Below are 22,710 nucleotides of genomic sequence, written 5' to 3'. Positions count from 1 at the left end.
TAAATGAGGTGATTGTATTGAACGGCTTTGAAAAAGTGAAAGAAAAGAAAAAACGTGCCATTAAAGAGGCAGCCTTCGTATTATTTTCAGAACGTGGATTTAATGAAGTGAAAATAGAACATATTGCAAAAAAAGCAAACGTTTCTCAAGTTACAATTTATAATCATTTTGGAAGTAAAGATGCATTATTTAGGGAACTTATACAAGAATTTATAATATCTGAATTTCAATATTATAAAGATCTTACAGAAGAAAAATTACCTTTTCATGATATGATGCAAAAAATGATTGTAAGAAAAATGAATACGGGCGGATTATTTCAGCCTGATATGCTACTACAAATGATGCAAAGAGACGAAGAGCTCCGAGAATTTATTTATAGTTATCAAAACGAAAAAATCCTGCCTTGGTATTTAGAAATATTAGAACAAGCACAGCGCAAAAATGAAATTAATCCTCATCTTTCAAAAGAAATGATGTTACTGTACATTCAAATGTTCACTAAATTAGGTGATAATTTCGGGGCACAGCTTCTTGAAGGAGACCGAGAAAAACATATACAAAATATAGTTACGATGTTCTTTTACGGACTTTCTGTTCCGCAAAAATAAAAAAGACACAGAATCGTGTCTTTTTTATTTTACCGAAATGACTCTACCAGTTTCACTACTTTCAATTGCCAATTGAATAAGTCTAATAACTTCCAAGCCTTCTTCTGCTGTTACAGGTGGTTTCTCACCATTTACAATACTATCTCTTACACCTTTATAATACATGTCATAACAGCCGACTTCTGTTGGAATACGTACTAACGCTTCTTCTGTTTCTAAAGTAGCAAAATTCTCTTCAGGGTCTGCTCCATAACCATTATCCCCTGGCTTCATTCCAGTCTTTAATTGTTCTTCCTGTGAATCCATACCATACTTCACAATAGAACCTTTATCTCCATGCAGTGTAAAATGTGGTCCAGCTTGTTTCACATAACTGCTACTATGTAAAATGACACGCTTTACTCCGTAGTGAAGTACAACATGGAAATAATCATCAATTTCTGCACCTGGTCGTTGTTTTATTACATCTGCATTTATAGCATCTGGCTTTCCAAATAAAGCTAATGCTTGGTCCATTAAATGCGATCCTAAATCATATAAAATTCCTGAACCTGGTAAATTCTTTTCTCTCCAGCGATCACGTACATGTGGACGGAAACGATCGAAATGCGCTTCATATGCGTATACATTCCCTATTCTATTTTCTTGTAATAATTTCTTTATCGTTAAGAAATCATTATCAAGACGACGGTTGTGATACACACTTAAAACGACATTATGTTGCTTCGCTAATGAAATAAGTTCTTCTCCCTCTTCAATTGAAACAACGAATGGTTTCTCCACAACAACATGCTTACCGTGTACAATCGCTTCTTTTACATATGGAAAATGAGTTGTATTCGGTGAAGTAATGACCACTAAGTCAATATCAGCTCGGTTTACTAATTCATCAATTGTACCAACAACTTCAGCATTTGGTAATGCTTGTTTCACTAATTCTTCTTTGGATGATAAAATAGCACGAATATCATACTCTTCTATCGTTTGTAATAACGGGATGTGAAATGTTGTACTAGAAAATCCAAATCCTACAATCCCTACACCTATTTTTTTCATGTTGCCCCTCCATTTGTCCCGCTTTAACGGGCAGTAAGATTCCTACCTCAAAATTCAGCGAAAGCAAAGAAATTAGGTGAGGAATCAACTGCTCGTAAAAGCCCGATTGGTTCAACTAATAATCAGTGGGGATAAAGAAAATCCCCACTGATTAAAGTTTCACTTTATGAGAACGATTTCATTCCATTATTATAACAAGATTATTTTTATATACATAATGATTTGCTTAGAAAAAAGCATCTTGCTATCATTCATAGCAAGATGCTCCCTTTATTCCGTTCTTTTCTTCGTCCACGTTTCAATTACTTCACCAGTATCATTAACATCTAGTACTAAACTACCATTACTATACCGGTCTTTATTTCGAAATGCTTTCGGATCAATTTCTTCTACAATGTGTTTCTCTGTCTTCATGTAAACTAATTCATCATCTCGAACAATTTCAATACCGACAATGCGGTACGGATTACGTTTTAACTCTTTAAAAATTACGAGGCCTCGCTTCGCCCTCGTTGATTTCTCAATTTCCGATGCCTTTATACGTTTCACAGCACCGCGCTGCGTAACGAGAATAAGTTGATCTTTTTCACCATTTAACGGTTTACCAGAAGCAACGTAGTCATCCTCTTTTAAGTTAATTGCTTTCACACCAGCTGCTCTTACACCAACTGGGCTTACTTCTTCTTCATTGAATACAAGTGCATATGCACCATGTGTTGCAAGAACAATATCACTTGTCCCATCTGTCGCAAATATATCAATAACTTCATCATCTTTTTTCAAGTTTACAGCAACGAACGCCCGTGAATAACGCTGCACTTTATATTGGTTTAATTCTGTTTTCTTAATCATACCGTTCCGTGTAACAAATACGATAAATCGTTTTTCTTCTTCAAAATTCGGTACGACTGTTGCCCAAATTAACGATTCATCTCGCTCGAGTGAAACAAGATTCGCAACGTGTTGACCTAAATCTTTCCAACGAATTTCTGGCATTTCATACACAGGAAGATAAATATAATTTCCTTTGTTCGTAAATAAAAGAACGGTTTCTGTCGTGTTTGTATCGAAACGCTCAAGTAAGATGTCACCCTCTTTCATACCGAAGTATTTCCCGTTCGATGCATTATGCGAACGCCAACCTGTTCGTTTCACATATCCTTCTTTCGTTACAGTAACGATGACATCTTCTTGCGGAATCATAACTTCCACATCAATTTTAATTTCTTCAATTTCCTCTTCAATTATCGCCCGGCGATTATCACTATATGTTTTCTTTACTCTCTTCAAATCTGTTTTAATAACTTGAAAAAGTCTGTTTTCACTTTGTAGAATCGACTGTAACTCTATAATTTTCTTACTGAGTTCAGCTGCTTCTTGCTCTAGTGCTGTAATATCTGTATTCGTTAAACGATATAATTGCAGTGAAACAATTGCTTCTGACTGCGCCTCTGTAAATCCAAATTTCGCACTTAAATTATCTTTCGCATTACGCTTATCTTTAGACCCACGGATCGTTTCAATCACTTCATCTAAAATTGATAATGCTTTCTTTAAACCTTCTACAATATGTTGACGATTTTCTGCTTTTCGTAATTCATATTGTGAGCGTCTCGTAACAACTTCTTTCTGATGCCCAATATATGCATCCAAAATCTTAGGTAATGTCATAAGTGTCGGACGACGATTATTTATCGCTACCATATTAAAGTTGTATGGAATTTGTAAATCTGTATTTTTATATAAATAATTTAAAATACCTTCAGCATTCGCTTCTTTTTTTAATTCTACAACGATACGAAGACCTGTACGATCTGTCTCATCACGTACTTCAGCAATTCCATCTAGCTTTTTATCTATACGTAATTCATCCATTTTCTTAACAAGATTCGCTTTATTTACTTCATACGGAATTTCTGTAATAACGATTTGTTGCTTCCCGCCACGAATCGTTTCAATCTCTGCTTTTCCGCGAATAATAATTTTACCTTTACCTGTTTCATACGCTTTTTTAATGCCATCTATCCCTTGTATAATACCACCTGTAGGGAAATCTGGTCCTTTAATAACTGTTAACAAGTCCTCCACAGAACTATTTGGCTGATCAATACGCATCATTGTAGCATCAATTACTTCTCCAAGATGATGCGGTGGAATTTCTGTTGCATAACCAGCGGAAATCCCTGTAGATCCGTTCACTAATAAGTTCGGGAACATTGCCGGTAATACAACAGGCTCTTCACTCGTATCATCAAAGTTTGACACGAATTCTACTGTTTCTTTATCAAGATCACGTAATAACTCAGATGCGATTGGTGATAAACGTGCTTCCGTATAACGCATTGCCGCTGCTGGATCCCCATCAACACTACCGTTATTTCCGTGCATTTCAACTAAAACATTACGTACTTTCCAAGTTTGACTTAAACGGACCATCGCCTCATATACAGAGGAATCACCATGTGGATGATAATTACCGATAACATTACCTACTGTTTTAGCTGATTTACGAAACGCTTTATCATGTACGTTTCCTTCTACATACATAGAATATAAAATACGTCTTTGTACCGGTTTTAAACCATCACGCGCATCTGGAAGCGCGCGGTCTTGAATAATATATTTACTATAACGTGCAAAGCGGTCACCTAACACGTCTTCAAGCGGGAGGTCATGAAACTTCTCTGCCTGCATGTTATTCCACCTCCGTCTCCATAATCATTTCATTTTCTAAAATATTTCCTTCTTCTTGCATACCAAATTGTACATTACGCTCAATCCATTTACGACGAGGTTCTACTTTATCCCCCATCAATGTCGTAACTCGGCGCTCAGCTCTTGATGCATCATCAATTTTCACACGAATTAATGTACGTGTTTCAGGGTTCATCGTTGTTTCCCATAATTGATCGGCATTCATTTCGCCAAGTCCTTTATAGCGCTGCAACATATAGCCTTTACCGACCTTTTTCGTTACACCACCTAATTCTTCATCAGACCATGCATATTCAATTACTTCACTTTTCCCTTTTCCTTTACTTACTTTATATAAAGGTGGAAGTGCAATAAATACTTTACCAGCTTCAATAAGTGGTTTCATATAACGGTAGAAGAATGTCAGTAGTAACACTTGAATATGTGCTCCATCCGTATCTGCATCGGTCATAATAACAACTTTATCGTAGTTAATATCTTCAACAGCGAACTCATTCCCTACGCCGCCGCCAATTGCGTAAATAATCGTATTGATCTCTTCATTCTTAAAAATATCAGCAAGCTTTGCTTTTTCCGTGTTAATTACTTTACCACGTAATGGTAGCACCGCTTGGAAACGGCGATCTCGCCCTTGCTTTGCTGAACCACCAGCCGAGTCACCCTCTACTAAATACAATTCGTTTTTCTGAGGATTACGTGATTGTGCAGGTGTTAACTTCCCGCTTAAAGTACCTTCTGATTTTTTCTTCTTCTTACCAGTACGCGCTTCTTCTCTCGCTTTACGAGCAGCCTCACGTGCTTGCGCTGCTTTAATCGCCTTTCTCACAAGAAGTGTAGCTACATCTGGGTTTTCTTCTAAAAAGTAAGCTAAATGCTCAGATACAATTGCATCAATTGAAGAACGAGCTTCACTTGTACCTAGTTTCCCTTTCGTTTGCCCTTCAAACTGGAGTACGTCTTCTGGTACACGTACAGAAACAATCGAAGCTAATCCTTCACGAATATCTGTACCCTCTAAATTTTTGTCTTTTTCTTTTAATAAAGAAACTTTACGAGCATACTCATTGAACACACGTGTCATTGCTGTTTTAAATCCAGCTTCGTGTGTACCACCGTCTTTTGTACGTACATTATTTACAAATGAAAGAATGTTTTCTGAGTAACCATCATTAAACTGAAACGCTAACTCTGCTTCAATTCCATTTTGCTCACCCGAGAAATATACAACTGGATGAATTGAATCTTTCTCTTCGTTTAAGTATGAAACGAAAGCCTCAATTCCTGTTTCATAATGAAACACATCTTCTAAATCATTACGTTCATCTTTTATCGAGATTTTCATTCCTTTTAATAAGAATGCAGATTCACGTAATCTCTCACATAATGTTTCATAATTATAATTTGTTGTGCTGAAAATAGTTGTATCTGGTTTGAAGTGCATCGTTGTACCAGACTCTTTCGTTTTCCCGATTTTCTCTAACGTCGTTGCAGGAGTACCACCATTTTCAAAGCGTTGTTCATAAATGCTACCATCACGCTTAATCGTTACTACTAGCCATTCTGACAAGGCGTTTACAACTGATGCCCCAACACCGTGTAAACCTCCACTCGTTTTATAGCCTCCTTGGCCAAACTTACCACCAGCATGAAGTACAGTTAAAATAACTTCAGGTGTCGGTTTTCCAAGCTTATGCATTCCCGTAGGCATTCCTCGCCCTTTATCAATTACGCTAATACTATTATCTTTATGTATTACGACAGAAATTTCGTCGCCAAATCCCGCTAATGCTTCATCAACGGAGTTATCTACTACTTCATATACTAAATGATGCAATCCACGGCTATCCGTACTCCCGATATACATACCCGGGCGTTTTCGAACGGCTTCAAGTCCTTCTAACACTTGAATTGCATCTTCATTGTATTGGAACTGATGCTTCGCCAAACTCCTTGCCCCTTTCCTAATCAAATAAGAACATATGTTTCTATTATAGAATAACGCCTCGACTATAGTTTTGGCAAGTTATCTTATCTCTTTTATATACTATTTTCAATAGAAAAATCCTTGTTTTTTTCACAAGGATTCCTCTAGGCTACTATTTCAGAAAAATAATCGTTTGTCAACGAGAAATGGATATGCATTCCAATATTATACATTCCAGACCTTTTTCATGATCCAAATGATCAATATCCAAAACGGGATAACAAGTAACAATCCCCAAAAACAGCCTTTAAAAAATCTCATGATGAACACCTCGTTCATCCGCCCTACTTATGTAAAAAGCGAGGGCTGAATCAATCTTTCTATCTTTAAAGTCTATACTATTTTGTCATTACATGCTCTACTTTAATACAACGATCCATTATTACTGTATAGCCTTTTTCTTGTAAAAGTTTATATGTATCTTCATCTTGTACTCCTAGTTGTGCCCAGAAAACATCTGCATCAATCTCTACAAACTCTTTCGCAACATCCTTTAAAAATTCTGAGCGACGAAATACATTTACGATATCCACATGTTCTTTAATATCCGTCAGTGAAGAAACCGCCTTTTCTCCGAGTACTTCATCTACTGTTGGATTTACTGGAATAATGCGATACCCAGCATCTTGCATTGCTTTTGAAACCATATATGATGTGCGTTCTGGCTTATCTGATAATCCAACAACTGCAATCGTTTTACTTTTCTTCAATACTTCACCAATTTCCGTACGAGTTGGGTTTTCAATTGTCATAATTAATCCCTCCTATACCTTTATTATATCCGATAAAGAAAGTCTCTTTCAACATGAAAGAGACTTTCTTTTATTCCGATTGATGTACGCTAATAAGCAGAAGGAAGAGAACTCTCCACTGATTAAAGTTTATATTTATTGATTCTTTGTAGCTGAATTATCTGCTAACGTAGCTGATTTCGTCATTTTTTGGCCATTGCGATAGAATGTAACCTCTACTTTCTCGCCTACTTTTTTCTTTTCATATAAATATTTACGGAATTGAAGAGCATTCTCTACCTTTTGATTATCTAATGCTACTACAACATCATATTGCTCTAAACCAGCTTTTTCTGCCGGTGATATTGGATAAATTTTACCTAGTACAACGCCATTTGTTACTTCTTTAGGTACCTTTAATTGGTTTACTGCAGCCTGCACATCTTCTAATGAAACGACACCTACTCCAAGAGCTGGACGTTTCACTACTCCATCTTTTTCAAGCGATTCGATGACTGGTTTTGCAATATTAATCGGAATTGCAAATCCGATTCCTTCAACTTCTTGCTGCGCAATTTTACTTGAGTTAATACCGATTACTTCACCGTTTTGGTTAAATAATGCACCACCACTATTACCAGGGTTAATCGCTGCATCTGTTTGAATAACTTGTGCTTGCCAATCTGGGCGTTTGTCCCCATCAATATCAACTGGAATTTCGCGTTCTTTACTACTGATTATACCTTCCGTTACACTGCCGTCAAATCCAAGTGGGTTACCGATTGCGATCGCTTTTTCACCAGCACGAAGTTTACTGGAGTCACCTAGACTTGCAACTTTATTTACATTAGATCCGTCAATTTCAACAACAGCTAAGTCTAACCAAGGATCCTTACCAACTAATTTTGCATCAACTTGCTTTCCATCACTTAGTTTCACAGCAAGTTTATTCGCTCCATCTACTACGTGGTTGTTCGTTACGATATATGCTTTATTTCCTGCTTTTTTATAAATAACACCTGATCCTGAACCAGCTTGTTGTTCTTGACCTGTCGGTTGCATTGCAAACGGATCAATACTTTGTTGCATATTAATTACACCAACAACAACATCCTTTGCACCTTCAACCATACCTGGCAAATCAGTTTCGTTTTTTGATTTATTGACAACAGGAACTACAGTACCTTCTACTTGTTTATTAGAATTGAATGATGAAACTGCAGCTCCATTATTTTGCACCCATGGCATATAAGGTGCTGCAAAACTAATCGAAACCGCCCCGACTACAGCTCCCACTAAACCTGTGAAGAAATAACCTTTTTTACTGCCTGATTTTCTCACTTCTCTCGTTTCACTATGCTCTTCATTCAAATTTGGTCCGTCGTAATATCCCATTTTTTATTTCCCCTCTCTGGTGAATTCGTACTTTCAGTATAGTCACAGTTTGTGTCCTTCTTGTGAACTCATCGTGAAATCCAATTTAAAAAATACTCCTATCTATCATTGTAGATAAGAAAAGTATTTTTTGTACATTTCACCTACAAAGGAGAGTGTAAATTTGCTATATCGCAAAGCCGGGATGCATAGTAACTTAAAGGTTATTCTTCAAATTTGTAACCTACTCGAATAACAGTGCCGATATGCTTCGCCTTATCTCCTAGCTTATTTCGCAGTTTTTTAATATGTGTATCAACCGTTCGGTCATCACCGTAGTAATCATATCCCCATAACTGATCTAATAGATGTTGGCGTGACAACACAATTCCTTTGTTCTCCATTAAATAAACGAGAAGCTCAAACTCCTTATGTGTCAATATAATTTCTTCTCCATCTACTAAAACTGTTCTAGATAGTCGATTCACTTCTATTCCAGCTAATGACATAGTATTTTCTTCTGATACTCCTATCGCTCCATCCGCACGTTTCAATAACGTCTTTGCACGAGCTACTAACACTTTCGGACTAAAAGGTTTTGTTACATACTCATCTGCACCTAGTTCAAAGCCTAGTAATGTATCATCCTCATCAGAACGTGCTGTCAGCATAATAATTGGTACCGCTGACTCTTTTCTAATTCGTCTACAAACAGACCAACCATCTATTTCTGGTAACATAATATCTAACATAATTAAATCAATTGTATGTTCAGCAAATAATTCTAGCGCTTTTTTTCCATCTTCCGCTTCGATTACTTCAAAGCCTTCATTACGAAAATAATCACTAACAATTTCACGTAATCTTCTTTCATCTTCAACAAGTAATACTGTTTTATTCATATAACCTATCCCGCCTTTTTACTCATTCAATCGAATAATACGTTGATTGGAGCTTCCGCGAAATGGAAGTGTTAAATCTTTTTTATCAAGTTCAAATCTTCCATCGACCAAAACATCCCCATAATGTAACAATTCTATCATATCATTATTTTGAGCACTCTGTATCTCTTCTAACGTGTAACCTGTATAAATCCATAGATTTTTTCTCAAATCCTTCACTGCTTTTGCTACTTTTTTCACTTCAGCAGCTTGAAAAAATGGATCTCCACCTGAAAATGTTACATCGGTTAATGAATTTTTTTCAATCTCTTTCACAATTTCTTCTACCGTCATTTCAGTTCCATTGCAAACATTCCATGATTTCGGATTATGGCAACCGATACAACGATGCGGACAGCCCGCAAAAAACACGACTGTCCGCAACCCTTCTCCATCTACTACACTATCATGAATGATATTCATAACTTTCATTTATGCTTCACCCGATCCATCTCTTCACTACGTTTCGCGCTATTCCACTTTGACATATCTCCTACAAGATATCCTGTTATGCGGCGAATTCTTTCTATTTCATTCTCATCTTCATTTCCGCAGCTCGGACATTCATTCCCGATAATGCCATGATAACTACAACACTTACAACGATCGACAGGATGGTTAATTGAGCCGTATCCTACTCCGTACTGCGCCATCGCTAGTACAATTTGCTTTAACGCCTTTTGATTATGCACAGCTGCACCATCTAGTTCAATGTACGTAATATGTCCGCCATTACAAAGAGCGTGAAACGGTCCTTCTAATCGGATTTTATCTATAGCTTGAATATTGTAATACACCGGTACATGGAACGAATTTGTATAATAATTATGATTTGTCACACCGCTAATTACACCAAATTCTTCTCTATCTTTCTTCACAAACTTTCCTGATAACCCTTCTGCTGGCGTTGCAATTACAGAGAAATTGAGTTGATGTTTTTCCGTAGCCTTATCCATTCTCTTCCTCATAAAGGAAATGATTTCATATCCAAGCTTCCACGATTCTTCATTTTCTCCATGGTGCTTTCCTGTTAACGCTACTAAACATTCTGCAAGACCGATAAAGCCAAGACTTAACGTCCCTTGTTTTAAAATCGGCGCCACAGCATCTTCAGGTTGTAACGTTTCTCCACCACGCCATACACCTTGTGAATATAAGAACTGAAAATCTCTTGCTCTCTTTGTACATTGATAAGCAAATCTCTCTAATAATTGCTTAACGCCTAAATCTAAATAATAACTTAGCGCTTCAAAAAATGCTTCTTTTGAACCACTAATTAGCGCTAATTTCACTAAATTAATAGAAGTAAACGATAAATTCCCTCTTCCAATTGCTGTTTCTTCCCCATGTATATTAGACATAACACGAGTACGACACCCCATATAACATACTTCACTTTCAGGTCGACCATCATAATACACAGCATTAAACGGGGCATCTAAAAACGAAAAGTTAGGGAATAATCGCTCAACTGTCGTTTCTAACGCTAATTCAAATAAATCATAGTTCGGATCACACTCTTCAAAGTTCACGCCTTTTTTCATTTTGAAAATTTGAATAGGAAAAATCGGTGTTTCCCCTTTACCAAGTCCAGCTTGCGTCGCTTTTAAAAGTTGCTTAATTAAAAGCCGTCCCTCTTTCGATGTATCTGTTCCGTAGTTAATAGAAATAAACGGTACTTGTCCCCCCCCCCTACTATGCATACTATTTGAATTATGAACGAAAGCCTCACACGCCTGATACGTATCATTTTCTGTTTCTTTCCATGCAAATCCCTCTATTTGTTCTTTCGTAAGCGGATATGACTGCAATCGTTTTTTATGTCTCTCTACTGTTTTTCTCACATATGGAGCTAGATCAATATCAAAGAGTGCAAACGATTGACCACCGTGCTGCATATTTTGATTCGCCTGAAAAATAATTGAAGAAAGCGCCAACGCACTTTTAATATCTTGCGGTTGTCTCATATGTCCATGTCCAGTATGAAAACCGTTAGCAAGCATTTGCGCTAACGGAATTTGCGAACAAGTCGTCGTTCCTGTTGCATAAAAATCTAAATCATGTGGATATAATATATTTTGATCTATCGCTTTTTTCACTTGATCTGATAATAATTTTTCTACTGCATAATACTTTGCGCTCTCAGATGCGAACGTTCCCATTACTCCCATTGGAGATCGGCCATCTACATTTGCATTTTCCTGCATTAAATCTTGTTCATTACCGTGAATAATTGTCTCAAATACTTTCATTAATTCTTCTCCACGTACATTTTGTTTCAACATTCATAACCCTCCACCAACATGTTGTTGTCTTTTGATTAAAATCATACAACATATAGTTCTTCTGTTCCTGTGAAAAATGTAACATTCCTGTGAAAGTTTTTTTAAAAATTAATGACTTTTTCATTTATAAAAAAGAAATGTGCTCTTTACAAATATATGGTACAATATACGGGAAAAACTCTTTTTACCCTTTATCAACACATTTGTATAAAGGAGACTGAACTCATGATTATTACATATCTTTTATTTATCGTTGCCTACTTGCTCGGTTCGATTCCATTTGCATTAGTCGTTGGAAAAATCGGTTATGGAATCGACATTCGTGAGCATGGAAGCGGTAATCTAGGCGGAACTAATACATTCCGTACATTAGGGAAAAAAGCAGGTTTTATCGTAACAATTGCTGACATTTTAAAAGGTACATTAGCAACAGCTCTACCGATTATTTTCGGGGCAGATATTCACCCACTATGGTTTGGATTAGCCGCTGTTCTTGGACATGTCTATCCGATCTTCGCAAAATTCCGCGGGGGGAAAGCAGTTGCAACTTCTGCCGGGGTATTATTATGCTATTCACCAGTTGTTTTTGCAATATTAGCTGTTGTCTTTTTCAGCCTTTTATTTACAACAAGATACGTATCACTTTCTTCTATGATAACAGCTATCGTTGCTGTTATTGCATCCATTGTTAGCGGGGATAGAATCTTCATTATTGCGATGTGTTTATTAGCAGGTATGGTTATTTATAAACACCGTGCAAATATCGGACGAATTATAAATAAAACTGAACCAAAAGCAAATTTTTCAAAAAAGCAAAAATAAGATTGTAACCCACATAACGCAAAAAGAAAACGTGAAGCATATTAATAGCGTCTTTTTGCGTTATTTTTTATACTAAAGAAAAAGCAACATAATTTGGAGGAACTATACATGAATCTTTCCGTAACAAAAGAAGCAGCACAATGGTATAAAAACGAATTACACTTACAATCAGGTGAAACAATACGCTTTTTCGTACAATACGGTGGTTGCAGTACTGTGCAAAAAGGACTTTCTTTAGGTATTCGTAAAGATGATCCTGCGCACCCTGCTGTTCAAATGCAAGAAGAAGGTATTAACTTCTTTATTGAAGGCGATGATGAGTGGTTCTTCGATGGACATAATTTATTAGTTACACTTAACGACGGTGATGATTTCCCTCAATTTAATTATGAAAAATAAAAAAAACGTGGCTTCTGCCACGCTTTTTTTTATTTCTTTTTAATTTCCTCATATTTCGCATACCACTCAGGATATAATTTTTTAAATGATACAGGGCGGAACCCTTCTTTTTTCGCACAAATATTCGTTGTACTTGCAGTAATACAAAGCTCGCCATCACCGTTATAAATTTCATAACCATATACAACACGAAGCGGGCTCAAAGTATCAATCCACGTTTTCACAATTGCTTTTTCACCGTAACGCATCGCTTTACGATATGAAATTTGCAAGTCTAATACAGGAGAGATAATTCCCTCTTTCTCCATTTCAACATACGAAAATCCTAATTCTTGTATAAGTTTCGTGCGCCCAAGTTCCAGCCACACTAAATAGTTTGAATGGTAAACAACACCCATCTGGTCTGTTTCCGCATAGCGGATTTCAACTTCATGTTCTGCTACAAACATTTCTATTCGCCTTCTTTCACTTCTGCTACCTTGCATACATTTAATCATAATACAGTGGAATCAAAAATAAAATAAAAACAGTGAATCTTTTACTGAAAGGGGCAAACACATGATTCAAATTGTAACTGTTCGTAGCGGTGATAGTGTTTATAGTTTAGCATCAAAATATGGATCTACACCTGAAGAAATTGTAAAAGACAATGGACTAAACCCAGCCGAAACACTCGTTGTTGGTCAGGCACTTATCGTTAATACAAAAGGCAATAACTATTATGTACAGCCTGGTGACAGCCTTTATCGAATTTCTCAAACATATAGCGTTCCTCTCGCCAGTTTAGCTAAAGTTAATAACCTTTCATTAAAATCTATTCTTCATGTCGGACAACAATTATATATACCGAAAGGAACAAAACGAGCAGTAGAATCCATCGCTTATTTACAACCTTCAACAATACCGATCAAAGAAAGTTTAGTAAATGCTACACGTGCTATTAATCCATTTTTAACATATTTAGCCTACTTCAGCTTCGAAGCAAAACGAGACGGCACTTTAAAAGAACCAACAGAAACAGCTAAAATCGCTAATATTGCAACGCAAGGGAAAACCATCCCTATGCTCGTTATTACAAATATTGAAAATGGAAATTTCAGTACCGAACTGGCATCTGTTTTTTTACGCGACGCAACGATTCAAAACAAATTTATTACGAACATTTTGCAAACAGCTGAAAAATACGGCATGCGAGATATTCATTTTGATTTCGAGAATGTAGCACCTGAAGATCGCGAAGCATATAATCGTTTTTTACGAAATATAAAAACGCGCTTACCTAGCGGGTACACATTAAGTACAACGCTTGTACCGAAAACAAGTTCCAATCAAAAAGGGAAATTTTTTGAAGCTCATGATTATAAAGCACAAGGACAAATTGTTGATTTTGTCGTCATTATGACATACGACTGGGGTTGGCAAGGCGGGCCACCGATGGCGATTTCTCCTATTGGTCCTGTGAAAGAGGTACTTCAATATGCAAAATCTCAAATGCCACCACAAAAAATTATGATGGGTCAAAATTTATACGGTTTCGATTGGAAACTGCCGTTCAAACAAGGAAATCCACCTGCAAAAGCAATTAGCTCTGTTGCAGCTGTTGCACTAGCTCGTAAATACAATGTTCCTATCCGCTATGATTTCACGGCTCAAGCTCCTCATTTCAATTACTTTGACGAAAACGGCGTACAACACGAAGTTTGGTTTGAAGATTCACGGTCCGTTCAAAGTAAATTTAATTTAATGAAAGAACAAGGAATAGGCGGCATTAGCTATTGGAAGATTGGTCTACCATTCCCACAAAATTGGCGTTTACTCGTGGAAAACTTTACAATCACGAAAAAAGGCTGACGAAAGTCAGCCCTTTTTTCATATTCCTGTTAAAAATATATCTTTAATTCCCTCACAAAAAAGAAGAATGATAACATTCTCCTTTTTTAACCGTTATCAACAATCGGTTGCTTACCAGTTTGGTCTTGCATTTGCTTTCCTTTATTCCCACCAGCTTTTTTCGATTGTGTTCCAATTTGATTTGGTGCAAAGTCTTTTGAATTCTTTTTCGGATTACCCATTACTATCGCCTCCTTAACACTAGTATCGTACTAGTGTTAAGAATTATTCAGCCTGCTTAAAAAGTTTCATTGCATAACGTTTTTCAATACGTTTTTCAATTCGATCCATTGCATCACGATCACTTAATAATTGTTGTTTATTTTCATTTACAAGTTCTTCAAACGATCTACGGCGACTTCTTCTCATGCTGCTCACCCTTTCTTCTACGTTTTCTTATTACATAGTATGAGCAAATGAAAAACTCTTTAATCAGATTTGCAAGAAAATTTTATGTTTTAACAAAAAAACCATACGCAAATATTACGCATGGGATTTTTTCACATCATTATATTTAAATATTTTTTAATTTCTTCATCAGCATCTTCTTCATTCACTCTATATTCATGCAGTGCTCGCAATACAGAATCGTATTCTTCTAAAATGTAGCTCTCTAGCTTGAAAATGTCCTCTACAATGTCAATCATAATTCTCGTGTTGCCAATCTCACTTTTCAATGCTGCCTCACACGTTAAGCTCGTACAAATACCAATTACATCGTCTTCCATTTTTTCTGTTAACACATATTTCTTTCGCCCGTTTACCTTCATCCTAATAATTGGGTAAAAAGCTTTTATATCTAAATAGCTCCCGACATTCATACAGCGAATCCATTCGATATCACGTTTATTTCGCATAAGAATTTCTTTTACTGCTTCGTATGCTACCGTTTCATCAAGCACTTCTTTCTGCACTTTTCTTTTTCCTTCTTCCTCAATAGATGCACATCTTTGATAAACTGCCGCACACGTAATACAATCATCAAATGCATTATGAGAACTTAAGCGAATTCCAAGCATTCGCTTTAACGTTTCAAGTTTATGATTAGGCGCGTGCTTCATATATTTCTTTGCTAAAAACACAGTGTCAATCACTTTATTTTTAGGCTCCGGTAGCCCAAGCATATTTACATTACTTTTCAAAAAACGCATATCAAAAGATGCATTATGAGCGACAATTACATTTGTATGTAAAAATGCTAAAAATAAAGGTAATACTTCTTCAATCGTCGGTGCATCTGAAACACGATAATTTGTAATACCTGTTAAACTCGTTATTCGGTCCGGAATTGAACGCTCCGGATTCACATAGGAAACAAACTGATCTACTAGTTCATGATTACGATATTTCACTGCTGCTACTTGAATAATTTTATCATTATAAGGGTTAAATCCTGTTGTTTCAAAATCAATTACAACATAATCTAACGGTAAGGATACATTCCCCACTCCATACACTCCTTTATCTCTAAACGTTTATATTTCTTTTATCATAACATGCTGCTATCACTACGCGAAAAAGAAAAGGCAGAAATGATAACTTTCCACCTCTACCTTTTCACCATTATTTTAATTTAGCAATCCTTTTTTCCATCTCTTTTTGTGTCATTGGTCCAATAAACTTATCTTGAATGACCCCTTTTGTGTCTATAAAATAAGAGGTTGGGATCGTAATCACTTTATATGCTGTTGTCACGTCAATGTTCTTGTCCAATAAAATAGGAAAAGTAATTCCTTTTTCCTTCGCAAAGTTGCTTACCTTTTCTTCTCCCCCCCCTTTTTCTGAAGGAGTATAGTTAATAGCTAAAATTTCTACATTTTCCTTATGCTCTTTATAAAAGGCCTCCATATCGGGCATTTCTTGCTGACATGGGCCACACCACGTTGCCCAAAAGTTTAAAATCACTTTCTTTCCTTTTAAATCTGATAACTTTACATTTGTTCCATCTAACTTCGTTAATTCAAAATCAGGTGCACTCTTCCCTATTTCAATACCGTTCCTTGCAATCATCTCTTTCATAACAGCTTCACTTTTTTCTTGCTTCCCTTGTACCGCTTGATTTTTTTTACCAAACTGATCATAAGCTGCATATCCCGCTAAACAAAGTAACACTACAATAATCGTAAGCTTCCGCCACATTTTATATCACCCTAACGTGTTTATCTTCTTATAACATAATCATCAAAATACTATATACCTTATTTTAGCTTATACGGACAAGCTTGGAAATATTCACATTCAAAATAGTCGGAATATTTTTAACTAAGATGAAATATTTTCCTTTTTATCATATAATTAGAAATATATATAAAAATTGCGAGGTGATATGTATTTTACAATTACTTATCAACCCTTTCACTTTTGTTTTCTTCACTTTACCATTACTATGTGTTTGTTTTAGCGGCTTGCTATACAAATTCAAATAGGCTGCAATTATTATTTCTTTTACTGTTCCACTTATATTTTTCATTATCGTCTCTGGATTTGATATACACCTAGCTTTACAAAACTCAGACGCTTGGATTGTTTATAGTGCTGTTTATTCTGTACTTTCCTACATAACAGCAGCGCTAATACGAAGAAAACTGCACATGTAGAGCTTTCAAAAAGGGGGATTTTTATGAATTTATTTGAAAAAATACTATTATATATTCTTAGTTTTATATTTTCCCCAATCGGGATTATCACTTGGATCATCTCGCTCTTCAGTAAAGATCCTGAAAAAAAGCGAGTTGGACGTATTTGTCTCTATATCGCTTTAATCTCATTTATCCTTTTAGCTGGTCTCGGTATTGTTAGTTTCTTTACAATGACTATCACCACCACTTCTATACAATAGTTACAGAAAGGATGATTATTTTGGGAGAACATCCTATAAGTAAAGAACTTCGCTATATACGAATATGTTTAGTTATTTTAGTAATCGTCCTCTTATTTTTCAACGGTGGAAGAGTCGTTGAAATTTCTACAAATCATGATTCCATAGAAAATGTTTCCACCAGTAATATGACACAGATTGCTGAAAATACATTTGCTATTCAAGAATATAATCCATCACTAAGTAGCGAACATACGGTCAAAATCTTCAAATATAATCCGGATACAAATGAACTTACTCTAGTCAAAGAGTTTAGTACTAGCGATACTGAATCATATACGTACCAACTTAATAAGAGTGAATAAAGATAAGAGCGCTATATAGCTCTTATCTTTTTATTAGCATCTCTTTAAACAATGACTTACAATTTAATAGTTCTCTAGGATTCCCACATTCCACAATAATTCCATTCTTCATGACAACAACCCGATCCGCTATCATCGCCCTCTCGATATCATGTGTCGTCACAATTCTCGTTACATTCCCCCCTAGCCCTTTAAGCATATTCCAAACCACTTCTTGATTGCTCGGATCTAATCCCGCAGTCGATTCATCTAAAATAATGAGATTCGGATTTGATACAATCGCTCGCAATAACGCAAGACGCTTTCTCTCTCCTCCCGAAAATTCTTCACCGCTTTTATGTAGTACAGTCTGAATACCTTCAGATAAACTCCTAATAATCGGCTTCGCATTTACAAGTTCAATATTTTTTTCTAACTGTTTTTCTAAGACCTTTCCCCCAAAATACATATTCTCTTTTACTGTCGTTCGAAAAAATCGAGGTTCCTGCCACATAGTAGTCATGCTAGCTTTATTTCCGTAATAAGCAATACCACCATTAGATGGTTTATATAAACCCGTAATTAATTTTAAAAGCGTCGTTTTACCTGCACCACTTTCCCCCACAATGATAACGAGTTCGCCAGGATTAATTTGCAAATGAATATTTTTAATTCTACCTCTCTCTTCACCGTTCTCTTGAAATGAAACATTTGTTAATTTCATTCCCATCGCTCTCTCTACATTTCTGTATTCAGCCGGTATATCTAAAAAGCCAAAAACTCGACTGGCCGAAGCGATAGCAACTTGTGTCATCATCAATAAATCACTTGCATAACGAACAGGGTAAAATAACATCTCAATTGTAGCTAATACCGCCACAAGCGAACCGACTTCCATTTCCCCCTTCATTATTTTTTGTGCACCTATAATAAGAACGACTACATATGCGCCTGTTTCTATTACCGTTCCAACTATCCCAATACACTGTTGCAACATCGTCTTCTTTACTTCTGTTTTATAAGATTTTACTGTCACTCCTTTAAATAAGCTAATTGCCCAGCTCTCTTTTTGTAAACTACGCAAATCTTGTATACCTTTTACAAACTGTGACATCATCTCTACAACACTTGAATGATTCTTTTGAGCAATACTCGCAATATTTCTTACTTTTTTCCCCATAAGCATTGGAACAATTGCACTTAAAAATAAAAACGGAGTTACCCACCATATGAATTGTATATCTATATGTTGTAGCGCTATAAACGCACCAATAAATTGCGCAAGTGCATGAATATATTCAATTAATATAGATCCATATAACCTTACCCAATTTGGAATATCAGAAACGACTAATGTTTCTAGCTCTCCTTGTTTTACCTTCTCACTTTCTTCAAACGGTAATGAAAAAAAGTGACGTAATAAGTCTATACGCTTCTCTCGTAATATTCGCTGACTTGCTTTTGAGCTTACATAATCAAATAAAAGATTGTTCACCCACATCAAAAAGCGGCTCCCTGCAAACAAAGCAATATATACATACGCACCTTTTAACTCCCGCTGAATAAGGTTATCTACAATTAGCCCCATAAATAGCGGACGGGATAAGTTTAAAATGGCAGCTACTATCCCGCTACAAATCGCACTAATTAACAATAGCTTTTCTTGTAGTAGCGGCAACATTATTCTTCTATACTCATTCATTGTCATTCCTCCAATTTTGCATAATAAAAGGAAAGGGATGAAACCAAATTGGTTTCATCCCTTTCCTCTGTACATAAAGTAAGGAAGCTAACAAATGTTAGCTTCCTTATCATTCATTTCAATTATTTAGTTTGACACTTTAGACTCTTCGATTTTCGAACGAAGAACCATTTGCAAGATACCACCGTGACGGTAGTAGTCAATTTCAACTTCACTATCGAAACGAGCTACTACTTCAAATTGCTTCTCTTTTCCTTCTGAATCGATTACAACTACTTTTACAAGATCGCGTGGTCTAACTGTTTTGTCAATTTGAATTTCAAATGACTCGTTACCAACAAGACCTAACGTTTCAGCGCTTTCGCCATCTTTAAATTGTAGTGGTAATACACCCATTAACACTAAGTTACTGCGGTGAATACGCTCGAAGCTCTCTGCGATTACTGCTTTAATACCTAATAAGTTTGTTCCTTTCGCAGCCCAGTCACGAGAACTTCCCATACCGTAGTCTTTACCAGCAACAACTAGAAGGCCTGTGCCATCTTCTTTATATTTCATCGCAGCATCATAGATAGATGTTACTTCACCAGTTGGCCAATATGTTGTATATCCGCCTTCTGTTCCTGGTGCGATTTGGTTTTTAATACGGATGTTTGCGAATGTACCACGCATCATAACTTCATGGTTACCACGACGAGAACCGTAAGAGTTAAAGTCAACTGGTTGTACGCCGTTTTCTAGTAAATAACGTCCAGCTGGCGTGTGCTTACCAATTGAACCTGCTGGTGAAATATGGTCTGTTGTTACAGAATCTCCAAATTTACCAACTATGCGTAAACCTGATAACGTTTCAACTTCACCTGGCTCTTTAGATAATCCTTCGAAGAACGGTGGGTTTTGAATGTATGTTGAATCATTATCCCAAGTATATAAAGCTTCATTTGAAGTTTGGATTTCATTCCAGCGCTCATTGCTGTTAAATACTTGTGCATATTCTTTTTTGAACAATTCAGATGTAACAACACTTTGAACTACATCTTCAATTTCTTTAGCTGATGGCCAAATATCATTAAAGTAAACAGCATTACCATTTACATCTTTACCGATTTCATCATTTTTCAGGTCAATATCAACAGTACCTGCAAGTGCATATGCCACAACAAGTGGTGGTGATGCTAAGTAGTTTGCTTTTACAAGTGGATGAATACGACCTTCAAAGTTACGGTTACCAGATAAAACAGATGTTACTAATAAATCGTTTGCTGCGATTGCTTCTTCTAATTCCTCTGCTAATGGACCAGAGTTACCAATACAAGTCGTACAGCCGTAACCAACTGTTTGGAAACCTAATTGATCTAAATACGTTGTTAAACCAGACTTATCTAAGTACTCTGTAACAACTTTAGATCCTGGTGCTAATGATGTTTTTACGTAACCAGGTACTTTAAGTCCTTTTTCAATCGCTTTCTTCGCAACTAATCCCGCTCCAATTAATACGTATGGATTTGACGTATTTGTACAGCTTGTAATCGCAGCGATTGCAATTCCGCCTGTTTTCATCGTTACTTCTTGATCTTTTAATGTAACTTTCACTTCTTTATCAAACTCTTGCTCATTGAATCCAAGTCCTTGTGTTCCAACTGGTGCTAAAACAGCTTTATGGAACTCTTCTTTCATATTTGAAAGCGGAATTAAATCTTGCGGACGTTTCGGTCCAGAAAGGTTAGATTCGATTACATTTAAATCAATTTCAACAAGATCAGTATAGATTGGATCTTTACTATCTGCTGTATAGAATAAACCGTTTGCTTTACAATATTCTTCAACAACGCGAATTTGCTCTTCATCTCTACCTGTTAAACGTAAGTATTCTAATGAAATGTCGTCGATTGGGAAGAATCCACAAGTTGCACCGTATTCTGGTGCCATATTTGAAATTGTTGCACGGTCAGCTAAAGGCATGCTCTTCAGTCCACTACCGAAGAACTCAACAAATTTACCAACTACACCTTTTTGACGTAATACTTGTGTTACTTTTAATGCAACATCAGTTGCTGTTGTACCACTTGGAAGTGTACCAGTTAATTTCACACCGATTACTTCAGGCACTGGGAAATATGAAGGCTGTCCAAGCATTCCTGCTTCTGCTTCAATACCACCAACGCCCCATCCAAGAACACCGATACCATTAATCATTGTTGTATGTGAGTCTGTTCCAACTAATGAATCTGGGTATGCAACTAAGTCACCTTCAGCATTTTTCACCGCATGAACAACCGGTGCTAAATATTCAAGATTTACTTGGTGTACAATACCTGTTGCTGGTGGAACTGCACGGTAGTTATCAAATGATTTCTGTGCCCAGCTTAAAAATTTATAACGTTCTTCATTACGTTTAAACTCTAAGTCCATGTTGAATGCAAGCGAGTCTGCCGTACCCGCTCTATCAACCTGTACAGAGTGATCAATTACAAGGTCTACAGTAATTTCTGGATTAATTTTATCAGGATCCCCGCCCATATCTGCCATTGCTTTACGAAGCGAAGCCAAATCTACAACAGCTGGAACACCTGTGAAGTCTTGTAAGATTACACGAGATGGTTTAAATGGAACATCGATATCTTGAACATCTTTCGTTCCCCATTTCGCTAAATTTGTAACATGTTCTTCTGTAATTACGCGTCCATCTACTTGACGAAGTACAGATTCAAGTAAAACTTTCACGGAATATGGTAATTGAGATACGTTGCCAACCCCTGCGTTTTCAAGCGCTTTCAATTGATAATAATGATACGTCTTTCCATCTAGTTCAAAAGTTGCACGTGATTGAAATGGATTATGTTTGACCATTATGTTTCCCCCCTGTTAAACGTGGCTAAGTTGTCTGAATATAAAATGTAGACAAACTTTTCAATACCTTACGATAATATTTTATTACAACTTTCTAAATAAGTAAATAATAAGAAACTTATGGATTATAATAAGTTTTCTTTATCTTTCTAAATTTGAATAGTGTCCATGCTCCTTATAAATACTAT

General features: G+C 36.3%; 21 protein-coding genes. 6 read left to right on the top strand and 15 right to left on the bottom strand.

The genetic code is table 11. The annotated features are described in order from the left end of the window. The first annotated feature begins 17 nt into the window (after nucleotides 1–17). Nucleotides 18–611, top strand: coding sequence for a TetR/AcrR family transcriptional regulator (locus ACE38F_RS11345; RefSeq protein ID WP_375370873.1), 594 nt, complete (start codon nucleotides 18–20; stop codon nucleotides 609–611). A gap of 24 nt (nucleotides 612–635) precedes the next feature. Here ACE38F_RS11345 and ACE38F_RS11340 read toward each other — a convergent pair whose 3' ends face one another. From ACE38F_RS11340 to ACE38F_RS11305, 8 genes are all read right to left on the bottom strand, one after another. After that, nucleotides 636–1,667, bottom strand: coding sequence for an oxidoreductase (locus ACE38F_RS11340; RefSeq protein WP_341306142.1), 1,032 nt, complete (start codon nucleotides 1,665–1,667; stop codon nucleotides 636–638). A 270-nt stretch (nucleotides 1,668–1,937) separates the two neighbouring features. Next, nucleotides 1,938–4,361 (bottom strand): DNA topoisomerase IV subunit A, encoded by a 2,424-nt coding sequence (gene parC, locus ACE38F_RS11335; protein WP_341306141.1) that lies wholly within the window; start codon nucleotides 4,359–4,361, stop codon nucleotides 1,938–1,940. 1 nt (nucleotide 4,362) lies between these two features. Then, complete coding sequence (gene parE, locus ACE38F_RS11330) at nucleotides 4,363–6,327, bottom strand: DNA topoisomerase IV subunit B (protein WP_215553794.1); 1,965 nt, start codon at nucleotides 6,325–6,327, stop codon at nucleotides 4,363–4,365. Nucleotides 6,328–6,704: 377 nt separating this feature from the next. Next, nucleotides 6,705–7,118 carry a CoA-binding protein gene (locus ACE38F_RS11325; RefSeq protein WP_002137699.1) on the bottom strand — a complete coding sequence of 138 codons (414 nt, stop codon included), beginning with the start codon at nucleotides 7,116–7,118 and terminating at the stop codon, nucleotides 6,705–6,707. 135 nt (nucleotides 7,119–7,253) lie between these two features. Further along, nucleotides 7,254–8,492 (bottom strand): S1C family serine protease, encoded by a 1,239-nt coding sequence (locus ACE38F_RS11320; protein ID WP_215553796.1) that lies wholly within the window; start codon nucleotides 8,490–8,492, stop codon nucleotides 7,254–7,256. Nucleotides 8,493–8,695: 203 nt separating this feature from the next. Continuing rightward, nucleotides 8,696–9,373, bottom strand: coding sequence for a response regulator transcription factor (locus tag ACE38F_RS11315; protein ID WP_002111124.1), 678 nt, complete (start codon nucleotides 9,371–9,373; stop codon nucleotides 8,696–8,698). An 18-nt stretch (nucleotides 9,374–9,391) separates the two neighbouring features. Further along, a complete protein-coding gene (gene nrdG / locus ACE38F_RS11310; protein ID WP_375370874.1) occupies nucleotides 9,392–9,844 on the bottom strand; it encodes an anaerobic ribonucleoside-triphosphate reductase activating protein in 453 nt (150 codons plus the stop codon). Continuing rightward, nucleotides 9,841–11,697, bottom strand: a complete 1,857-nt coding sequence (locus tag ACE38F_RS11305; RefSeq protein ID WP_375370875.1) for an anaerobic ribonucleoside triphosphate reductase — start codon at nucleotides 11,695–11,697, stop codon at nucleotides 9,841–9,843. The genes nrdG and ACE38F_RS11305 overlap by 4 nt, the downstream gene beginning before the upstream one ends. A 225-nt stretch (nucleotides 11,698–11,922) precedes the next feature. On the opposite strand from ACE38F_RS11305, the gene plsY reads away from it, so the two are divergent. Continuing rightward, nucleotides 11,923–12,519, top strand: a complete 597-nt coding sequence (plsY, locus tag ACE38F_RS11300) for a glycerol-3-phosphate 1-O-acyltransferase PlsY (RefSeq protein ID WP_215553799.1) — start codon at nucleotides 11,923–11,925, stop codon at nucleotides 12,517–12,519. 108 nt (nucleotides 12,520–12,627) lie between these two features. Beyond that, nucleotides 12,628–12,918: a HesB/YadR/YfhF family protein gene (locus tag ACE38F_RS11295; protein ID WP_002146331.1), complete on the top strand. Its 291-nt coding sequence runs from the start codon at nucleotides 12,628–12,630 to the stop codon at nucleotides 12,916–12,918. 29 nt (nucleotides 12,919–12,947) lie between these two features. Here ACE38F_RS11295 and ACE38F_RS11290 read toward each other — a convergent pair whose 3' ends face one another. Continuing rightward, nucleotides 12,948–13,367 (bottom strand): acyl-CoA thioesterase, encoded by a 420-nt coding sequence (locus ACE38F_RS11290; protein ID WP_002160928.1) that lies wholly within the window; start codon nucleotides 13,365–13,367, stop codon nucleotides 12,948–12,950. Nucleotides 13,368–13,476: 109 nt separating this feature from the next. Between ACE38F_RS11290 and ACE38F_RS11285 the strand changes: the two genes are divergently transcribed. Beyond that, a complete protein-coding gene (locus tag ACE38F_RS11285; protein ID WP_341306138.1) occupies nucleotides 13,477–14,769 on the top strand; it encodes a glycosyl hydrolase family 18 protein in 1,293 nt (430 codons plus the stop codon). 86 nt (nucleotides 14,770–14,855) lie between these two features. Here the strand turns inward: ACE38F_RS11285 and sspN are convergent, their stop codons facing one another. The 4 genes from sspN to ACE38F_RS11265 form a co-directional block, all read right to left on the bottom strand. Continuing rightward, the gene (gene sspN / locus ACE38F_RS11280; RefSeq protein WP_000527988.1) at nucleotides 14,856–14,990 is read right to left on the bottom strand and encodes an acid-soluble spore protein SspN; all 135 of its coding nucleotides are present in this window, start codon (nucleotides 14,988–14,990) and stop codon (nucleotides 14,856–14,858) included. Nucleotides 14,991–15,033: 43 nt separating this feature from the next. Next, nucleotides 15,034–15,177: an FbpB family small basic protein gene (locus ACE38F_RS11275; protein WP_215553800.1), complete on the bottom strand. Its 144-nt coding sequence runs from the start codon at nucleotides 15,175–15,177 to the stop codon at nucleotides 15,034–15,036. Between the two features lie 131 nt (nucleotides 15,178–15,308). Beyond that, nucleotides 15,309–16,256, bottom strand: a complete 948-nt coding sequence (locus tag ACE38F_RS11270) for a 3'-5' exonuclease (RefSeq protein ID WP_375370876.1) — start codon at nucleotides 16,254–16,256, stop codon at nucleotides 15,309–15,311. Nucleotides 16,257–16,371: 115 nt separating this feature from the next. Beyond that, a complete protein-coding gene (locus ACE38F_RS11265) occupies nucleotides 16,372–16,947 on the bottom strand; it encodes a redoxin domain-containing protein (protein WP_215553802.1) in 576 nt (191 codons plus the stop codon). Between the two features lie 481 nt (nucleotides 16,948–17,428). On the opposite strand from ACE38F_RS11265, the gene ACE38F_RS11260 reads away from it, so the two are divergent. Together ACE38F_RS11260 and ACE38F_RS11255 are read left to right on the top strand one after the other, a co-directional pair. After that, a complete protein-coding gene (locus ACE38F_RS11260) occupies nucleotides 17,429–17,647 on the top strand; it encodes a hypothetical protein (protein WP_375370877.1) in 219 nt (72 codons plus the stop codon). 11 nt (nucleotides 17,648–17,658) lie between these two features. Further along, the gene (locus ACE38F_RS11255; RefSeq protein ID WP_375370878.1) at nucleotides 17,659–17,991 is read left to right on the top strand and encodes a YmzC family protein; all 333 of its coding nucleotides are present in this window, start codon (nucleotides 17,659–17,661) and stop codon (nucleotides 17,989–17,991) included. Between the two features lie 22 nt (nucleotides 17,992–18,013). On the opposite strand, the gene ACE38F_RS11250 is transcribed toward ACE38F_RS11255, so the two are convergent. Together ACE38F_RS11250 and acnA are read right to left on the bottom strand one after the other, a co-directional pair. Continuing rightward, entirely contained in the window at nucleotides 18,014–19,672 is a 1,659-nt protein-coding gene (locus ACE38F_RS11250) for an ABC transporter ATP-binding protein (RefSeq protein ID WP_375370879.1), read from the bottom strand. 126 nt (nucleotides 19,673–19,798) lie between these two features. Further along, nucleotides 19,799–22,522, bottom strand: coding sequence for an aconitate hydratase AcnA (gene acnA / locus ACE38F_RS11245; RefSeq protein ID WP_215553804.1), 2,724 nt, complete (start codon nucleotides 22,520–22,522; stop codon nucleotides 19,799–19,801). Between the last annotated feature and the right edge of the window lie 188 nt (nucleotides 22,523–22,710).

The organism is Bacillus altaicus (assembly GCF_042136375.2).
Lineage (GTDB): Bacteria > Bacillota > Bacilli > Bacillales > Bacillaceae_G > Bacillus_A > Bacillus_A cereus_U.
This window is presented reverse-complemented; position numbering and strand designations above follow the sequence as displayed.

Coding starts and splice junctions, on each gene's coding strand:
- parC (WP_341306141.1), bottom strand. CDS start 4,361: ATGCAGGCAGAGAAGTTTCATGACCTCCCGCTTGAAGACGTGTTAGGT.
- nrdG (WP_375370874.1), bottom strand. CDS start 9,844: ATGAAAGTTATGAATATCATTCATGATAGTGTAGTAGATGGAGAAGGG.
- plsY (WP_215553799.1), top strand. CDS start 11,923: ATGATTATTACATATCTTTTATTTATCGTTGCCTACTTGCTCGGTTCG.
- acnA (WP_215553804.1), bottom strand. CDS start 22,522: ATGGTCAAACATAATCCATTTCAATCACGTGCAACTTTTGAACTAGAT.
- ACE38F_RS11260 (WP_375370877.1), top strand. CDS start 17,429: ATGAATTTATTTGAAAAAATACTATTATATATTCTTAGTTTTATATTT.
- ACE38F_RS11285 (WP_341306138.1), top strand. CDS start 13,477: ATGATTCAAATTGTAACTGTTCGTAGCGGTGATAGTGTTTATAGTTTA.
- ACE38F_RS11320 (WP_215553796.1), bottom strand. CDS start 8,492: ATGGGATATTACGACGGACCAAATTTGAATGAAGAGCATAGTGAAACG.
- ACE38F_RS11340 (WP_341306142.1), bottom strand. CDS start 1,667: ATGAAAAAAATAGGTGTAGGGATTGTAGGATTTGGATTTTCTAGTACA.
- ACE38F_RS11325 (WP_002137699.1), bottom strand. CDS start 7,118: ATGACAATTGAAAACCCAACTCGTACGGAAATTGGTGAAGTATTGAAG.
- ACE38F_RS11290 (WP_002160928.1), bottom strand. CDS start 13,367: ATGTTTGTAGCAGAACATGAAGTTGAAATCCGCTATGCGGAAACAGAC.
- ACE38F_RS11315 (WP_002111124.1), bottom strand. CDS start 9,373: ATGAATAAAACAGTATTACTTGTTGAAGATGAAAGAAGATTACGTGAA.
- ACE38F_RS11255 (WP_375370878.1), top strand. CDS start 17,659: ATGATTATTTTGGGAGAACATCCTATAAGTAAAGAACTTCGCTATATA.
- ACE38F_RS11250 (WP_375370879.1), bottom strand. CDS start 19,672: ATGAATGAGTATAGAAGAATAATGTTGCCGCTACTACAAGAAAAGCTA.
- ACE38F_RS11265 (WP_215553802.1), bottom strand. CDS start 16,947: ATGTGGCGGAAGCTTACGATTATTGTAGTGTTACTTTGTTTAGCGGGA.
- ACE38F_RS11305 (WP_375370875.1), bottom strand. CDS start 11,697: ATGTTGAAACAAAATGTACGTGGAGAAGAATTAATGAAAGTATTTGAG.
- sspN (WP_000527988.1), bottom strand. CDS start 14,990: ATGGGTAATCCGAAAAAGAATTCAAAAGACTTTGCACCAAATCAAATT.
- ACE38F_RS11295 (WP_002146331.1), top strand. CDS start 12,628: ATGAATCTTTCCGTAACAAAAGAAGCAGCACAATGGTATAAAAACGAA.
- ACE38F_RS11275 (WP_215553800.1), bottom strand. CDS start 15,177: ATGAGAAGAAGTCGCCGTAGATCGTTTGAAGAACTTGTAAATGAAAAT.